General features: G+C 72.0%; 15 protein-coding genes. 10 read left to right on the forward strand and 5 right to left on the reverse strand.

Annotated features, from left to right (window positions below; translation table 11 throughout):
- The first annotated feature begins 549 nt into the window (after positions 1 to 549).
- Both AC07DF_RS23230 and AC07DF_RS23235 read left to right on the forward strand, forming a co-directional pair.
- Positions 550 to 1,773: a hypothetical protein gene (locus AC07DF_RS23230; RefSeq protein WP_478974385.1), complete on the forward strand. Its 1,224-nt coding sequence runs from the start codon at positions 550 to 552 to the stop codon at positions 1,771 to 1,773.
- Positions 1,770 to 2,387 carry a response regulator gene (locus tag AC07DF_RS23235; RefSeq protein WP_478974388.1) on the forward strand — a complete coding sequence of 206 codons (618 nt, stop codon included), beginning with the start codon at positions 1,770 to 1,772 and terminating at the stop codon, positions 2,385 to 2,387. Before AC07DF_RS23230 ends, AC07DF_RS23235 begins: the two co-directional genes overlap by 4 nt.
- On the opposite strand, the gene AC07DF_RS23240 is transcribed toward AC07DF_RS23235, so the two are convergent.
- Positions 2,355 to 3,137, reverse strand: coding sequence for a class I SAM-dependent methyltransferase (locus AC07DF_RS23240; RefSeq protein ID WP_478974391.1), 783 nt, complete (start codon positions 3,135 to 3,137; stop codon positions 2,355 to 2,357). The two genes, AC07DF_RS23235 and AC07DF_RS23240, sit on opposite strands and share 33 nt — an antisense overlap.
- A gap of 245 nt (positions 3,138 to 3,382) precedes the next feature.
- Positions 3,383 to 4,810 carry an MFS transporter gene (locus AC07DF_RS23245; RefSeq protein WP_478974394.1) on the reverse strand — a complete coding sequence of 476 codons (1,428 nt, stop codon included), beginning with the start codon at positions 4,808 to 4,810 and terminating at the stop codon, positions 3,383 to 3,385.
- A 219-nt stretch (positions 4,811 to 5,029) separates the two neighbouring features.
- Here AC07DF_RS23245 and AC07DF_RS23250 point away from each other — a divergent pair, with 219 nt between their 5' ends.
- From AC07DF_RS23250 to AC07DF_RS23280, 7 genes are all read left to right on the forward strand, one after another.
- Entirely contained in the window at positions 5,030 to 6,769 is a 1,740-nt protein-coding gene (locus AC07DF_RS23250) for an MFS transporter (RefSeq protein WP_478974397.1), read from the forward strand.
- Between the two features lie 91 nt (positions 6,770 to 6,860).
- Positions 6,861 to 7,514: a class I SAM-dependent methyltransferase gene (locus AC07DF_RS23255; protein WP_478974400.1), complete on the forward strand. Its 654-nt coding sequence runs from the start codon at positions 6,861 to 6,863 to the stop codon at positions 7,512 to 7,514.
- 107 nt (positions 7,515 to 7,621) lie between these two features.
- Positions 7,622 to 7,915, forward strand: coding sequence for a hypothetical protein (locus AC07DF_RS23260; RefSeq protein ID WP_478974403.1), 294 nt, complete (start codon positions 7,622 to 7,624; stop codon positions 7,913 to 7,915).
- Positions 7,916 to 7,978: 63 nt separating this feature from the next.
- On the forward strand, positions 7,979 to 8,938 hold the full coding sequence (locus AC07DF_RS23265; protein WP_478974406.1) for an N-acetylmuramoyl-L-alanine amidase: 960 nt from the start codon (positions 7,979 to 7,981) through the stop codon (positions 8,936 to 8,938).
- A 159-nt stretch (positions 8,939 to 9,097) separates the two neighbouring features.
- Complete coding sequence (locus AC07DF_RS23270) at positions 9,098 to 9,955, forward strand: hypothetical protein (protein WP_478974409.1); 858 nt, start codon at positions 9,098 to 9,100, stop codon at positions 9,953 to 9,955.
- Between the two features lie 97 nt (positions 9,956 to 10,052).
- On the forward strand, positions 10,053 to 11,063 hold the full coding sequence (locus AC07DF_RS23275; protein WP_478974412.1) for an LLM class F420-dependent oxidoreductase: 1,011 nt from the start codon (positions 10,053 to 10,055) through the stop codon (positions 11,061 to 11,063).
- Between the two features lie 46 nt (positions 11,064 to 11,109).
- Positions 11,110 to 11,403, forward strand: coding sequence for a hypothetical protein (locus AC07DF_RS23280; protein WP_175432264.1), 294 nt, complete (start codon positions 11,110 to 11,112; stop codon positions 11,401 to 11,403).
- A gap of 77 nt (positions 11,404 to 11,480) precedes the next feature.
- Here the strand turns inward: AC07DF_RS23280 and AC07DF_RS23285 are convergent, their stop codons facing one another.
- The 3 genes from AC07DF_RS23285 to AC07DF_RS23295 are packed head-to-tail and all read right to left on the reverse strand — an operon-like array spanning position 11,481 to position 14,793.
- Positions 11,481 to 12,551: a prenyltransferase/squalene oxidase repeat-containing protein gene (locus tag AC07DF_RS23285; protein WP_478974416.1), complete on the reverse strand. Its 1,071-nt coding sequence runs from the start codon at positions 12,549 to 12,551 to the stop codon at positions 11,481 to 11,483.
- On the reverse strand, positions 12,548 to 13,282 hold the full coding sequence (locus tag AC07DF_RS23290) for a class I SAM-dependent methyltransferase (RefSeq protein ID WP_478974419.1): 735 nt from the start codon (positions 13,280 to 13,282) through the stop codon (positions 12,548 to 12,550). Before AC07DF_RS23290 ends, AC07DF_RS23285 begins: the two co-directional genes overlap by 4 nt.
- A complete protein-coding gene (locus AC07DF_RS23295; RefSeq protein ID WP_478974422.1) occupies positions 13,276 to 14,793 on the reverse strand; it encodes a glycosyltransferase family 4 protein in 1,518 nt (505 codons plus the stop codon). The genes AC07DF_RS23290 and AC07DF_RS23295 overlap by 7 nt, the downstream gene beginning before the upstream one ends.
- A gap of 159 nt (positions 14,794 to 14,952) precedes the next feature.
- Between AC07DF_RS23295 and AC07DF_RS23300 the strand changes: the two genes are divergently transcribed.
- A complete protein-coding gene (locus tag AC07DF_RS23300) occupies positions 14,953 to 15,666 on the forward strand; it encodes a TetR family transcriptional regulator (protein WP_478974425.1) in 714 nt (237 codons plus the stop codon).
- The last annotated feature ends 105 nt before the right edge of the window (positions 15,667 to 15,771 follow it).

The raw sequence follows: 15,771 nt of genomic DNA on the forward strand, positions 1-15,771 counted from the left end.
GGAGCCCGGGCAGTCGCCGAAAGCAGGGCGGGAGCGGCCGGCCAAGGCGCGGCCGAAGCCGTCGCCACGAGCGGAGGCAGGGCGGTTACCGACGGCGGGGCAGGCGCGGCCGGGGCAGGCGCCGCGGCCGGAGCCCGGGCAGTCGCCGAAAGCAGGGCGAGTGCGGTCTGCCGAGGCGCGGGCGAGGCGGTCGGCGGGGGTGGGGTCTGTGCCGCTGGGGAGTTCGGAGCCATGAGCGGGGCCTGGGGTTCCGGTGGGCTCGGTGGTACGGGGCTGACCGGGCTGACGGAGCGGCTCGCGGTGGCGGGTGGGTCGCTGACGGCGGGGCCGCGGGCGAGGGGCGGATTCGCGGTGACGGCGGAGCTGCCGCTCGACGTCGACACGGCGGACGCGCGCCCGGCGGTGGTGGAACCGGCGTGACGCCGCACCGTCGGCGGGCAGCCGGCCACAGGGGGCGGGGCCTCTGCCGAGCGGCGTCGCCGTGTACGTTGGCCGAGGGGGCGCGCCGTACGTCGACGGCGTGGGCAACGGCTGGGGGAAATGGAGCACATGGGACGCGTCGCCGTCATCACCGCGCCGAACATCGGGTACCGCAACACGGGCATGCTGACCGTGGACTTGGCGTTCGAGTCCCTGCGGCGGCGGATGACCGCCGAGGGTGATCAGATCGACGCCACCTGGTTCACCCTGCACACACCGGACACCGTGCCGCTGCGGGAGTGCGCGCGAGGCACCGGCTTCCCGTTCCGCTTCCTTCCGCTGGCCGAGCACCTCGACACGCTCCGCGACCACGACGCGGTCGTCTTCTGGGGCGACTTCCTGCACACCCGGCACTATCTGGCGCAGGACGCGACGAACCGTCTGCTCGACTTCGGCATCGCCGCGGACCGGGACGCCGCCCGGAACCTGCTGAACCGGACCCTGCTGTTCGCGGACCAGCCCGACGAACTGCTCACCCGGACCCTCAGCTACGGCGGGACCATCCTGCACAACACGCAGTCCGACTACGAGGACAAGGAGTACGGCCCCCTGTTCGCCCGCCTGGTGACGCGCAACCACCGCACCTGGGTGCGTGACCCGCTCTCGGCCGCGAAGATCGCGCACCTGCGCGGGGACCGTACGACCGACCACTTCGGTTCGGACGCGGCGCTGCTGTCCCGCCCGGGCGACCTCGACCACCTCCCGGTCACGGACTGGTCCCGGTCCCTCCCGAAGGGTGGTGCGATCGGTGTGTTCCTCGGCGCCAGGACACCCGTCCCCGAGTGGCTGCCCGCCGCCTGCCAGGACCTGTCCGACCGCCTGGGCGCTCCCCTGGAGTGGCTGCCCTGGTTCGACCGGGACGTCCCCGCTCCGGTCGGCCACATCGCGGCCCGCCCGGGCGACCACACCATCGGCGACCTGGTGGGGGTCCTGCCCCGCTACCGGCTGGTCATCACGGACACCTACCACCTGGCGGTCAACGCCTGGGGCGCGGGCACCCCGGCGGTGTGTGTCGGCGCGCCCGAGCCGACCCCGAAGACCCACGACGACTATCTGACGCTGAGCGATGTGAAGAAGCACGTCTTCCACATGGCGTACGACGCGACGGACTTCTACCTGTCCACCCAGGAACCCCACGAGCAGAGCATCGACCGGATCGCGCGGCTGGTGGAGGGCGGCGGAGCCGACGCCGTCGCGACGCGCATACGTGAGCACGCCGACCACTCGGCGAAGGCCTTCACCGAAACGCTGGCCTCGCTGCTCTCCTCGCCCCGCCCTACCCTGGACGCGTGACCGACAGAACCGTCCGCGTCCTGCTCGCGGAGGACCAGGGCATGATGCGCGGCGCGCTCGCGCTGCTGCTCGGCATGGAGGACGACATCGAGGTCGTCGCCCAGGTGGCCGCCGGTGACGCGATCCTCGATGCGGCGCTCGCCCACCGCCCCGACGTCGCCCTCCTCGACATCGAACTCCCGGGCAGGAGCGGCCTGGACGCCGCCGCCGACCTGCGGACCCGGGTCCCCGACTGCCGCGTGCTGATCCTCACCACGTTCGGCCGCCCCGGCTATCTGCGCCGGGCGATGGAGGCGGGGGCCACCGGCTTCCTCGTGAAGGACGGTCCGGTGGAGGAACTGGCCGCCGCCATCCGCCGTGTCCTGGCCGGCGAGACCGTGGTGGACCCGGCCCTCGCCACCGCCGCGCTCAGCGCCGGCCCCAACCCGCTGACCAGCCGCGAGAGCGACACCCTCAAGGCGTCGGCGGACGGCGCGACCGTCGCCGACATCGCGGCCCGGCTCCATCTCTCGGAGTCCACCGTCCGCAACTACCTCTCCTCCGCCATCGGCAAGACAGGCACCCGCAACCGCACGGAGGCCCTACGCGAGGCCCGCAGCCAGGGCTGGCTCTGAGCCCCGCGCCCCCGCCCCACGGAACAGGGCCGTCCACAGAAAGCCCTCCCCGAAGCATCCCGACTCCTCCGGCTCGTCCCGCATCCGCCGCAGTTCGACCTCGGTGAGCCCCGAGAAGATCCCCCGCAACGACTCGGGCGTGTACGCGAGCCCGCCCCGCAGTCCGGCCGCGTCCCGGTAGAAGTCCGCGTCGGACAGCTCCGACCCCATCCCCCCGGCACCGGCGGCGAAGCACGTGAGGCCGAACAGGCCCCCGGGGGCCAGGACGTTCTCCAGCAGGGCCAGATAGCTGATCCGCCGGTGCGGAGGCAGATGGTGGAAGCAGCCGGAGTCGTAGACGAGGTCGTACGGCCCGGCGAGTTCCGTACCGGCGAGGGCGAACGCGTCGCCGCAGTGGAACCGCACGCCCTCCACCCCGGCCTCCCGGGCCCGCTCCGCGGCCCAGTCGACGGCCGCCGGAGACAGGTCGACCGCGTCCACCTCGAACCCCCGGGCCGCCAGATACAGCGCGTTGCGCCCCGGACCGCACCCCAGCTCTAGCGCGCGCCTACCGCTGATCAACCCGCGTTCCGCCCAACTCGCCAGATTCTCGTCCGGCTTCGCCACGAAGAACGGCACCGGCCGTGAGCGGTCGGCGTAGAACTCGTCCCACCAGTCCGCACCCCGGCCCGTCCACCGATCGGCCTCGGGTGCGAACAACCCGTCGAGCAGGGCGAGTACGTCGTCGACGGTGCGCATGTTCCGGTCCATCCGGCCCCCCTTCCGCGTCCGCCAATTCTACGACGAGACCCGTCGAAACCCCAGGTCAGAGCTGGTTTCTGGGCATCGGCGAACCGCCGTCCACGGCCCACCGCGCCACCGGGACGCCCTCCCCTTGCGCACCCCTTCACCCCCGGCCCGAAACGCCGGCGGCATGCCGCCCAGGGGCCAGGACACCCCCACTCCGGCCGACGCGACGCCCGCTGATTTCCACCGCCCGCAGGCGTCCGGCGGTCCTACCGCTCCCGCGGCGTCCGCGGGAGCCAGACCCACATCAGCAGCACGCTCGCGATCAGCACCCCGGTGCCCACACGGAAGGCGAGCGCGTAGCCCTCCGTCAGCGCCGCCGGTGTTCCGCTGCCCGCTGTCCGGGCCGCGGCGAGGGTGGACAGGACGGCCAGGCCCAGTGAACCGCCCATCGTGCGGGAGGTGTTGACGAGGCCGGAGACCAGGCCGGCCTCGCCGGGGGCCGCGCCGGAGGTGGCCAGGGCGGCGAGCGGTGTCGACGCGAGGCCCGCGCCGAGCATCATGAGGATGCCGGGGACGAGGATCGCCGTAGCGAACGAACCCTCGGCGGTCATCCTGGACTGCCAGGCGAAGCCGGCCACGGCGACCAGTGTGCCCAGCACCGCCACGGTGCGCGGGCCGGCCGCCCGCATCAGCCGGGGCGCGAGCTTGGAGCCGAGGACGACGGCCAGGGAGCTGGGGGCCAGGGCCAGTCCGGCCTCCAGAGGTGGGTAGCCCAGGACGTTCTGCGCGTACAGGGTCATGAAGAACCACATGCAGAACATCGCGAAGCCGCACAGGAACATCGAGACGTTCGCCGACGCCACCGACCGCAGGCGCAGCAGCCCGAGCGGCATCAACGGGCTCGCGGTGCGGGCCTCGACCGCGAGGAACAGGGCGATCAGCACGAGCCCGGCGAGCAGCGGCAGCAGCGTGGCCGCCGCCGTCCAGCCCTCCGCCTCCGTCTGGGAGATGCCGTAGGCGAGCGTGCCGAGCCCGGTCGTCACGAGCAGCGCGCCCGGCAGGTCGAGCCGCCGCCGGTCCCCGGCCCGGCCCTCGACGAGGAACCAGGCGGCGGCGCAGAGCACCACGACACCGACGGGCACGTTGATCAGCAGCACCCACCGCCAGGACAGCGCCTCCACCAGAAGCCCGCCGGCCAGACCGCCCGCCGCGCCACCGGCGCCCCCGACCGCCGTCCAGGTCCCTATCGCCCGGGCCCGGGCCGGGCCCTCCGGCACCGATGAGGTGAGGATGGTCAGTGTCGAGGGCGCCAGCACCGCCGCGCCCAGTCCCTGTACGGCCCGTGCGACCAGCAACTGCCAGTCGTCCTGCGCCAGTCCGCCCGCCGCCGAGGCCAGGGTGAACACACCGAGCCCGACGAGGAACATCCGCTTGCGTCCGTAGAGGTCTCCGGCCCGCCCGCCGAGCAGCATGAATCCGGCGAAGGCGATGGTGTAGGCGTTGACCACCCACTGCAGGCCCTGCTCGCTCAGCCCGAGGCCGGTCCGCATCGAGGGCAGCGCCACGTTGACGACGGACACGTCCAGGACGACGAGGAACTGCCCGGCACAGGTGAGCGCCACCACGAGCCAGGTGGGAGGCGCGGCACGGCGCGGCGTGCGGGCCCTTTCGGCGGTTTCGAGCATGGGTGTCATGCTCTCAACCAATCCACGCTCCTGGCATCGGGATTTCGGCCTAGGCCCAGGGCCCCTCCCCGGGACTGCCCCAGGACCGGCCCCCTTCCCCAAGAGAAGGTCAAGAATTCGTTAGAGTGCCAAAGCAACGGAATAGTTGCCTGCACATACAAGTTCAGTCACCACGTAACCCGTGATCCGTAGCTCCCGCACACCTTCCCGGCCTGGAGGCCCCTCTCAATGACGCAGACGACGACAGACCGTCCCGCCGGCAGAGCGAGCGGGGCCGTGGTCCCGGTGCTCGCCTTCGCGGGCATCGTTGTCGCGGTGATGCAGACCCTGCTCGTCCCGGTCATCAAGGATCTGCCGCAACTGCTGGACACCGACCCCGGCAACGCGACCTGGGTCCTGACCTCGACCCTTCTCTCGGGTGCGGTGGCCACCCCGATCATGGGCCGCCTCGGCGACCTCTACGGCAAGCGGCGCATGCTCATCCTCAGTCTCGCCGTCATGGTCGTCGGCGCCCTGCTCAGCGCGCTCACCAGCGATCTGGTGCTCATGATCACCGGCCGTACGCTCCAGGGCTTCGCGATGGGCGCGATCCCGCTCGGCATCGGCCTGATGCGCGACATGCTGCCCCGGGAACGGCTCGGCTCGGCGATGGCCCTGATGAGCTCCTCCATAGGCGTCGGCGGCGGCCTCGCCCTGCCCGCCGCCGCCCTGGTCGCCCAGCACGCCGACTGGCACGCCCTCTTCTACGGCGCCGCCGGCCTCGGTGTGCTCTCCATCGCGTTGACCCTCCTCGTCGTACCGGAGTCCCCGATGCGCGCCGAGGGCTCCTTCGACCTGCCGGGCGCGCTCGGGCTGTCCGCCGGTCTCGTGCTGTTCCTGCTGCCGATCACCAAGGGCAGCGACTGGGGCTGGACCTCCGGGACCACGCTCGGTCTGTTCGGCGCCGCCGTGGTCGTCCTGCTCCTGTGGGGCGTGATGGAACTGCGCCTCAAGGCCCCGCTGGTGGACCTGCGCACCACGGCCCGCCCGGCCGTCCTCTTCACCAACCTCGCCTCGATCATGGTCGGCGTCTCCTTCTACGTCGTCTCCCTGGTCCTGCCGCAGCTGCTCCAGCTGCCGACGTCCACGGGCTACGGCCTCGGCCAGTCGATGGTCGTCGCGGGTCTGCTCGTCGCGCCGCTCGGTCTGACGATGATGTTCACGGCCCCCGTCTACGCCCGGCTGTCCGCGAAGTACGGCCCCAAGGTCACCCTGATCCTCGGCCTGCTGATCATCGCGATCGGCTACGGCGCCGGCCTCGGCCTGATGAGCGCCGCCTGGCAGAGCCTGGTCATCGCGGTCCTGCTGGGCGCGGGCATCGGCCTCGCCTACTCCTCGCTGCCCGCGCTGATCGTCGGCGCGGTCCCGGCCTCGGAGACGGGTGCGGCCAACGGCCTCAACACCCTGATGCGTTCCATCGGTACATCGGTGTCGAGCGCCGTGATCGGCATGGTGCTGGCGAACACCGCGAACAACGTGGGCGGTGTCGAGATCCCGACCATGCACGGCTTCCGGGTCTCCTTCCTGATCGCGACCGCCGCGGTCGCCGTGGGCCTGCTCTTCGCCCTCTTCCTGCCCGGCCGCCGCCCGGCCGTCCACCCGCAGCTGCGGGCCAGCAGCGAGGAGGATGCCAACCTGGAGCACGCCGAGGCGGTCCTGCGCGGCTTCCGCGGCCGGGTCCTGGACGCGGACGGTGCCCCGGTCGCCCGAGCCAAGGTCACGCTGATCGACCGGCGGGGCCGCCAGGCCGGCGCGACCCTCTCCGCCGAGGACGGCAGCTACGCGCTCACCGTCCCCGACCGGGGCTCCTACGTCGTCGCCGCCCGGGCCCCGGGCCACGCGCCGCTCGCCTCCGCGGCGACCCACACGGGCGACGACCGCCCGGTCGACCTGGACCTGCCCCTGCCGGGCGAGACGGTCCCCGCCTGATTCTGTTACCGCTCGGTACCCCCTGTCGCCCGCCGGCAGGGGGTACGGCAGCATGGGGCGCCCACACAGTCGTACGACCGGAAGGAACCCCATGCCGCCCGCGGTCCCGAAGCCCGAGATCCTGGCCGCGTTCGAGGCGGCGAAGGGGTTCATGCCCGTGGATGAGGGGCTGGCCCTGTACGCGGCGGCGGTGGAGGCCGGGCGGCTGGGGCTGCCGCTGCTGGAGGTCGGGACGTACTGCGGCCGGTCCACGATCCTGCTCGCCGACGCGGCCCGTGAGGCGGGGGCCGTCGCGCTGACCGTCGACCACCACCGCGGCAGCGAGGAGCAGCAGCCGGGCTGGGAGTACCACGACCCCGAGACGGTCGACCCCGAGATCGGCCTGATGGACACGCTGCCTACGTTCCGCCGCACCCTGCGCAGGGCGGGCCTTGAGGACCACGTGGTGGCCCTGGTCGGGCGCTCCCCGCAGATCGCGGCGATCTGGGGCACGCCCGTGGGGCTGGTCTTCATCGACGGCGGCCACACCGACGAACACGCCACCGCCGACTACGAGGGCTGGGCACCGCACGTCGCCGAGGGCGGCCTGCTCGCCATCCACGACGTCTTCCCGAACCCTAAGGACGAGTTCACCGGCCAGGCCCCGTACCGCGTCTACCTCCGCGCCCTCGCCTCCGGCGCGTTCACCGAGACCTCGGCGACGAACTCCCTGCGCGTACTGCGGCGCACGGGGCCGGGCATCTAGGGGAGCGGCTGGCCGGGTGAACCGCGCCCCCCGTGCCCCTTCCCGGTCGGCCCACGGGCGGCGTGGCGTGTCGGTGGGGGGCGGTCGCTGTTCGAGGATCCGGGCGCGTGGCACACACCATCGCATTCGCAGAGCTCGTGGAGAAGCAGCGTGCGGCGGACGAGGCGCACGCCCGTATGCGGAAACTGCGGGACGCCTACGGTCCGCCCACCCAGACCAAATGGAGCGACCAGCAGACCACGACGTGGGAGACCGCCTGGCGGGCCTGGCGCGACCTCGCCCGTGACGTACAGGCGGCGATGACCGCGTACGCGAAGCAGGAGGACGTGTCCCGTCAGGAGATCGAGGCGGAGGTGAAGGAGGCGGTACGGAGCCAGGACCCCGACGGGAACGGGAGGTAGCCGCCACCCGCCCGGCCGTCCTCCGCCCGCGTCCGCCCCGGGACGGCCGCTAGGGTGAGGGACGTGTCGTACGTAGGCCCGGACTTCGAACCGCCCCAGCCCCGCCGCCCCCGCCGCGGCCCCCTGACCGTCGCGCTCGCCGCGCTGGTGCCGGGGGCGCTGCTCGGCTGGCTGGTGTACGAGACCGTGGGCGGCTCGGGCGACGACGGCTCGGGGCAGGCGACCGTACGGTCCTCCCCGCCCGCCGCGTCGAGCCCGCCCGGCGACGACGCCACCGACGACGGCAAGAAGCCGGGCGCCGACCCCACGCCCACCGCGCCCTCGGCCTCCGCTCCCGCCGGCGCCTCCGGCCCGCTCAAGGGCAAGGTCGTCGTCATCGACCCCGGGCACAACCCGGACAACTTCCAGCACCCGTCCGAGATCAACCGCAAGGTGAACATCGGGACGAACTGGAAGGAGTGCGACACCACGGGTACGTCCACCAACGACGGTTACACCGAGGCCAAGTTCACCCTGGACGTCGCGCACCGGATGCGCGCGCTCCTCGAGGAGCAGGGTGCCACGGTGAAGCTCACGCAGGACGCCGACCGGCCGTACGGCCCGTGCGTGGACGAGCGGGCCCGGATCGGCAACGAGGCGAAGGCCGACGCCGTGGTCTCGATCCACGCGGACGGCTCGGGCTCCGGCAACCGCGGCTTCCACGTCATCCTGCCCGGCGCGGTCAACTCGGGCGCCGCCGACACCCGCGCGATCGTCGCCCCCTCCCGCGACCTCGGCGAGCGCGTCGCGGGCCGATTCGTGGCCGTCACCGGCAGCGCCCCGTCCAACTACATCGGCGACGGCTCCGGCCTCGTCACGCGTAAGGACCTGGGCGGTCTCAATCTGTCAACGGTTCCGAAGGTGTTCATCGAGTGCGGCAACATGCGCGATAGCAAGGACGCGGCATCACTGACCAGTGGCGCGTGGCGGCAGAAAGCGGCGCAAGGGATCTCTGAGGGAATCGTGAGTTTCCTGCGCGGGTAGTTCTCGACGGGCGGATCCCGGCGGACACCCAGACAGGGCGGACGATAGGGTCCGTTCGTACGATGAGGGGCCACCCCCGCGCTTCACACAGGGGCCTGACGGCGACATGGTGACAGCGACGCCTCTACCGACGATGAGACGACCTACGAAGGACCTGAAGTGAATATCCGCTCCCTCACTCGAGGCGACGGCGTGGTGATCGGAGCAGCGGTGTTGCTCTTCATCGCGTCGTTCCTCGACCTGTACTCGTTCGACAATGTCCCCGACAGCGTCGACCTCCCCATGCTGTGGGGCAGCGGCCCGGTCGTGTTCAGCGTCGTGCTGGCCGGGATCATCGGCGCCGCGCTCGTCGTCGTGGCGCGGGGCCTGCCGCAGGTCCCCAAGATCGCGGGGCTCGACCTCGGCCAGTTCGGCGCCGCTTTCACGGTGTTCGCCGCGTGGAGCGCGCTCGGCAACATCGTCGACGCGCCGGGTGGCCTCGACAACATCGGTGAGAACGCGGGCGAGGGGGCCCCGAGCCCCGGCATCGGCCTGATCCTCGCCCTGGTAGCGACGCTGCTCCTGGCCGCCGCCGCGATCGCCACCCCCCTCGTCCCGGCCCTCAAGGGCGCCCTCCTCCCGGCTCCCCGTCCGGCCGCCCCGCAGCCCTACGGCGCCCAGCCGCCCGGTGGCTACGGCTACCCGGGCGCCCAGCAGCCGGGCGGCTACGGTCACCCGCAGCCCGGCCAGCCCGGTCAGCCGGGGCCGGGGCAGCCGGGGCAGCCGTTCGGTGGTCAGCCCCAGCCGCAGCAGGCGCAGGCGCCGCAGGCCCCGGCCGGGGACTTCTCGCCGTTCTGGTTCGCGGTGCCGGTGCCGCGTCCGCTGTTCGCCGAGGACGGTTCGCCGACGCCGATCGCCGAACTCGCCCCGGGTACCTGGTACCTGGCCGTCGAGCAGCGCGGCCCGGCCCTGGTCGCGCAGACGCAGGACGGCCGCCGCGGTGTGCTGCAGGACACGTCGGGCATCCAGCGCGGCTGAGCCCACGCCCCCTTCACGGCCCCTCGCCCTTCCGGGCGGGGGGCCGTTGCCGTACAGTCGTCGCCCCAGTCGGCTGACACACCGTCAGGAGGCAGGTATGCGGCTCGGTCTCGCACTCGGCTACTGGGGCCGCGGCCCCTCCCCCGACCACATTCCGCTGGCACAGGAGGCCGAACGGCTGGGCTACGACTCGGTGTGGACGGCGGAGTCCTGGGGCTCGGACGCGTTCACACCGCTGACCTGGATCGCCGCCCACACCTCCACCATCAAGCTGGGCACGGCGGTTGCCCAGATGGCGGCCCGTCCGCCGACCACCACCGCCATGCAGGCGCTCACCCTCGACCATCTCTCCGGCGGCCGCATGATGCTGGGCCTCGGGCTGTCCGGGCCGCAGGTGGTCGAGGGCTGGTACGGCCGCCCGTTCCCGAGGTCCCCGCTCACCGCCACCCGCGAGTACGTCGACGTCGTACGGCAGGTGCTCCGCCGCGAGGCCCCGGTCGAACTGTCCGGCCGCTTCCACTCCCACCCGTACCAGGGCCCGGACGCCACGGGACTCGGCAAGGCCCTCAAGCCGATCACGCACCCGCTCCGCGCCGACCTGCCGGTCCTGCTCGGGGCGGAGGGCCCGAAGAACGTCGCCCAGACGACCCGGATCGCTGACGGCTGGCTGCCGCTGTACTGGTCACCGACCCGGCCGGAGGTGTACGGCCCGGCCCTGGCCGACCTGCCCGAGGGTTTCCTGGTCGCGCCGATGGCCCAGGTCCGGGTCTGCGACGACGTGGCCGAGGGCCTGCTGCCCGTCAAGATGATGCTGGGCTTCTACATCGGCGGCATGGGACACGCGGCCCGCAACTTCCACGCCGACCTGATGGCCCGCATGGGCTACGAGGAAGACGCCCGCCGCATCCAGGACCTGTTTCTCTCCGGACGCCGCGAGGAGGCCGTCCGCGCCGTCCCCGACGCCTTCGCCGACGAGATCTCCCTGGTCGGCCCGCGTGAACGGATCGCGGAGCGGCTGGAGTCGTGGCGCAAGGGCCCGGTGACGGACCTGCTGGTGCTCAGCCCCGACCGCCACACGCTGCGCGTGCTCGCCGAGTTGAACGCCTGAGCGAATACCCGGGTTTCATCCGGGGTTCCGGGGCAATCCGAATGACATGTCCCCTCGATATCGCAACGGTGCGAATCAGGCCGGCACGATCGTCGCGGTCGTGGCCGACATCATGGCGCTCATCCTGGGTCTGTGGATCCTGATGTACCTGCTGGACGCGAACCCCGGCAACTCGTTCGTCCAGTTCATCCACGACGCGGCCCGCTGGCTCGCCGGCTGGTCCCATGACCTCTTCACCTTCGACGAGGCCTGGGCCCGAGTGGTCTGCGGCTACGGCTTGGCAGCGGTGGTCTACCTGTTCGTGGGCCACGCGATCGCCAATCGCGCACACCGGCATTGATGCCCTAGGGGCGCGGGGAACTGCGCGGTCAACCACGCACAACCCGCGCCCGCAAACCGACGCGAGCCCCCGAGCTGCTAGGCGCAGCAGTCCGAGTCCAGCCCCACGGGCAACTCGTCCCCACCGAACACCTGGCACGTGGCCTCATGCCCACCCAACGCGGCCACGGCCAGCAACAACGACCCGGCCGTCCACGTGGTCAACTCCCGCGGCCAGATCGCGTCATCGTCGAAGACGTACCCCGTCCAGTACAGCCCGCTCTCCGGATCCCGCAGATGCTGGATCGACTGCAGTACCTCCAACGCCCGATCGGACTCGCCCATCGCCCACAGCGCGAGGGCGAGTTCGGCGGACTCGCCCCCCGTCACCCACGGGTTGGGCACGACACACCGCACCCCGAGCCCTGGGACGACGAACCGTTCCCAGTCCTCCTCGATACGGGCCTTGGCCTCGGCCCCGGTCAGCGCACCCCCCAGTACCGGGTAGTACCAGTCCATCGAGTACCGGTTCTTGTCGAGGAACCGCTCCGGATGCCGCCGTATCGCATGCCGCAGGGCACCCGCCGCCAACTCCCAGTCCGGCTGCGCCTCTTCCCGCTGCTCGGCGATCGCCAGCGCGCACCGCAGCGCGTGGTGGATCGAGGAGCTGCCCGTCAGCAGGGCGTCGGCCGTGTCCGTGCCGTCGTCGTCGCGCCGCCAGCCGATCTGCCCGCCCGGCTGCTGCAGACGCAGCACGAACTCCACCGCCGCGTACACCGCCGGCCACATCCGCTCCAGGAACGTGTCGTCGCCGGTGGAGAGGTAGTGGTGCCAGACGCCCACGGCGATGTAGGCGACGAAGTTGGTCTCCCGGCCCCGGTCGGTGACGTCGTTGAACTGCCCGTCCGTGTACGCCGCGTACCAGGAGCCGTCCTCGTTCTGGTGCCGGGCCAGCCACACGTAGGCCCGCTCGGCGGCCTCGTGCTCGCCGGCCGTGTCGAGGGCCATGGCCGCCTCGATGTGGTCCCACGGGTCGAGGTGGTGCCCCCGGAACCACGGGATCGCACCGTCCTCGCGCTGCACGGCGAGGATGCCGGCGACGGTCGCGGCGGCCTGCCCTGCGGTGAGGACCCCGGGCAGGACGAGGTGTTCTGTCCGGGGGGTCGTCACTTGGCGTCCACCCGGGGGAGATGGGGCTTGGTCGCGTACGCCACGAAGCTCTTGCCGATCAGCGGGTTCAGCGCTTGCTCGGCGACCCGGGTGGCCAGCGGCTTCTTCATGATGTCCCAGACGAGGAGCTTGTGGTACGCCCGCACCGGCAGGGCCTTGTCGTTGTCGACGCCGAACGCGCACTTCAGCCACCAGTAGGGCGAGTGCAGCGCGTGCGCGTGGTGGGTGCCGTAGGGCTTGAGGCCGGCCTCGCGGATGCGCGCCAGGAGTTCGTCGGCCTTGTAGATGCGGATGTGGCCGCCCTCGACCTCGTGGTAGGCGTCGGACAGGGTCCAGCAGACCTTCTCGGGGCCGTAGCGCGGGACCGTGACGGCTATGCGGCCGCCGGGCTTGAGCACCCGCACCATCTCCGCGAGGACGCCCTTGTCGTCCGGGATGTGCTCCATCACCTCGGAGATGATGACGACGTCGAAGGACTCGTCGGGGAAGGGCAGCGCCAGGGCGTCGCCCTCCATGGCCGTGGCGGTGGCGCCCTCGGGGGCCTCACCGGCCTCCTTCATCGCCGCGAACCACTTGGCGACCTCGCGGATCTCCTCGGCGTTCTGGTCCAGCGCCACGACCTGCGCACCGCGCCGGTAGCACTCGAACGCGTGCCGGCCGGCACCACAGCCGAGGTCCAGGACGCGGTCGCCCGGGGCGAGCGGGAACCGGGAGAAGTCGACGGTCAGCACGTGGCCCTGCTTTCGGAGTTGACGCCTTCTACATCTGTGGGGGCCGCGGACACAGCACCTGTGGGAGCCGCGGGCTCAGCGCCTGTCGAGGCCGCGGAGCGGTCGGAAGCCAGGGGCGTGGAGCCGGCAGAGGCCACTGGCGCCGGGCCGCCCGGGGCCCGGGTCGCGGAGCCGCCGTCGCCCGCCGCGGAGCGGCCCGCTTCGGCGCTCTGGGACCTGGCGATCGCCTCCCGGTATCTGGCCACCGTTCCTTCCGCCGCCCTGGCCCAGGTGAAGTGCCGCAGTACTCGCTCCCGACCGGCCGCTCCCAGCCGCGCACGCAACTCCGCGTCGCCCAGCAGCCGGCCCAGACCGGCGGCCAGCGCGCCCGCGTCCCCCGGGGGCACCGCCAGGCACGTCTCCCCGTCACGGCCCGCGACCTCGGGTATGGCGCCGCCGGTCGTGGCGAGCAGGGGCGTGCCCGTCGCCATGGCCTCCGCGGCCGGCAGCGAGAAGCCCTCGTACAGCGACGGCACGCACGCGACCTGAGCCGAGCGCACCAGGTCGACGAGTTCGGCGTCGGAGATGCCCTTGACGAAGTCGACGGCGCCGGCGAGGTCGTACCGCTCCATCGCCTGGGCGACGGGCCCCTCCGTGGGCCGCTTGCCGACGACGACGAGGTGCGCGCCGGGGTGCTCCGTGCGCACCTTGGCGAGCGCCTCGACCAGATGGACCAGGCCCTTCAGCGGCACGTCCGCGCTGGACGTCGTGACGATGCGGCCCGGCACGACGGGCACCGAGGGGTCCGGCGAGAACAGGTCGGTGTCGGCGCCGATGTGGACCACGTGGATCCGGTCCTGGCGTACGCCGAGGTGGTCGACGATCTCCTGGCGGGACGTGCCGGAGACGGTGAGGACGGAGGGGAGCCGGCGGGCGACGCGCTTCTGCATACGGGTGAAGGCGTACCAGCGGCGCACCGACAGGCGCCGCTTCCAGCCGTCCGCCGCGTCGAGCTCCAACTGCCGGTCGACGGTGATGGGGTGGTGGATCGTGGTCACCAGGGGCGCGCCCACGTCTCCCAGCAGCCCGTACCCGAGCGTCTGGTTGTCGTGGACCACGTCGAACTCGCCCCGGCGGGAGCGCAGATGGCGGCGGGCGCGCAGCGAGAACGTCAGGGGCTCGGGGAAACCGCCGGTCCACATGGTCGCCACTTCGAGCGCGTCGATCCAGTCGCGGTACTCGTCACGCCCCGGGGTGCGGAAAGGATCCGGCTGGCGGTAGAGGTCGAGGCTGGGCAGCTCGGTGAGGCTCTGGCCGTCGTAGCCCTCGTCGAGGACGGGGTAGGGCTGGGCACCGATGACCTCGACGCGGTGGCCGAGGCGGGACAGTTCGCGCGAGAGGTGCCGGACATAGACACCCTGGCCGCCGCAGAACGGGTTCCCTTTATAGGTGAGGAGCGCGATGCGGAGCGGTCGCAAGCCGTCGGCGGCGGGGTCCTCCGAGGGCCCGGCCTCCCTGGCCTCAGCGGTCACTCTGGCCCCCTTCTCCCTGCACTGTCCCGCGAGATTACGCCGGGACGCTAATCTAGAACAAGTTTCAGACTTGATCGTTCGGAGGCTCTGAATCTACCGGCAGGTAGGGGCGCTGTGACCAGTGGATCAGGTGATTCACGCCACGGCCGGTGCCGTGCCATGCTGTCTGATCACTTGCCCTCACGGACCGTCACGGAACGGGATCCCAGCCCCGCGGAAGCCAAGGTGAACACAGTGGCCAAGGTGGAAGCCAGAGCCGCAGCCCCCGCCTCCCCTCCCCTCACGGAGCGACAGGAGGCCCGCCGTCGCCGCATCCTGCACGCGAGCGCGCAACTGGCCAGCCGGGGCGGTTTCGACGCCGTGCAGATGCGCGAGGTCGCCGAGTCCTCACAGGTGGCGCTCGGCACCCTCTACCGCTACTTCCCCTCCAAGATCCACCTGCTGGTCGCCACGATGCAGGACCAGCTCGAGCACATGCACGGCACGCTGCGGAAGAAGCCCCCGCAGGGCGAGTCGGCGGCCGAGCGGGTCGCCGAGACACTGATGCGGGCTTTTCGCGCCCTGCAGCGCGAGCCACATCTGGCCGACGCGATGGTCCGCGCCCTCACCTTCGCCGACCGCAGCGTGAGCCCGGAGGTCGACCAGGTCTCGCGACAGACGACGGCGATCATCCTGGACGCGATGGGTCTTGAGGACCCGACGCCGGAGCAGCTCTCGGCGGTCCGGGTCATCGAGCACACCTGGCACTCGGCGCTGATCACGTGGCTGTCGGGCCGCGCCTCGATCGCCCAGGTGCGGATCGACATCGAGACGGTGTGCCGGCTGATCACCCTGACGAATCCGGAGGGGCAGGGGCCGGAGGGGCAGAACTAGGACCTACGAGACGGGTTCCCTTCGCCGGCATGGTCCGGATCAGGTACTGGGGGTCGCCTTCCGGTCGCCCGGCCTCTCGGCCTTGCGTCCTTCCGGCCTCTCAGC

The sequence above is a fragment of the Streptomyces sp. NPDC044719 genome, assembly GCF_056433405.1.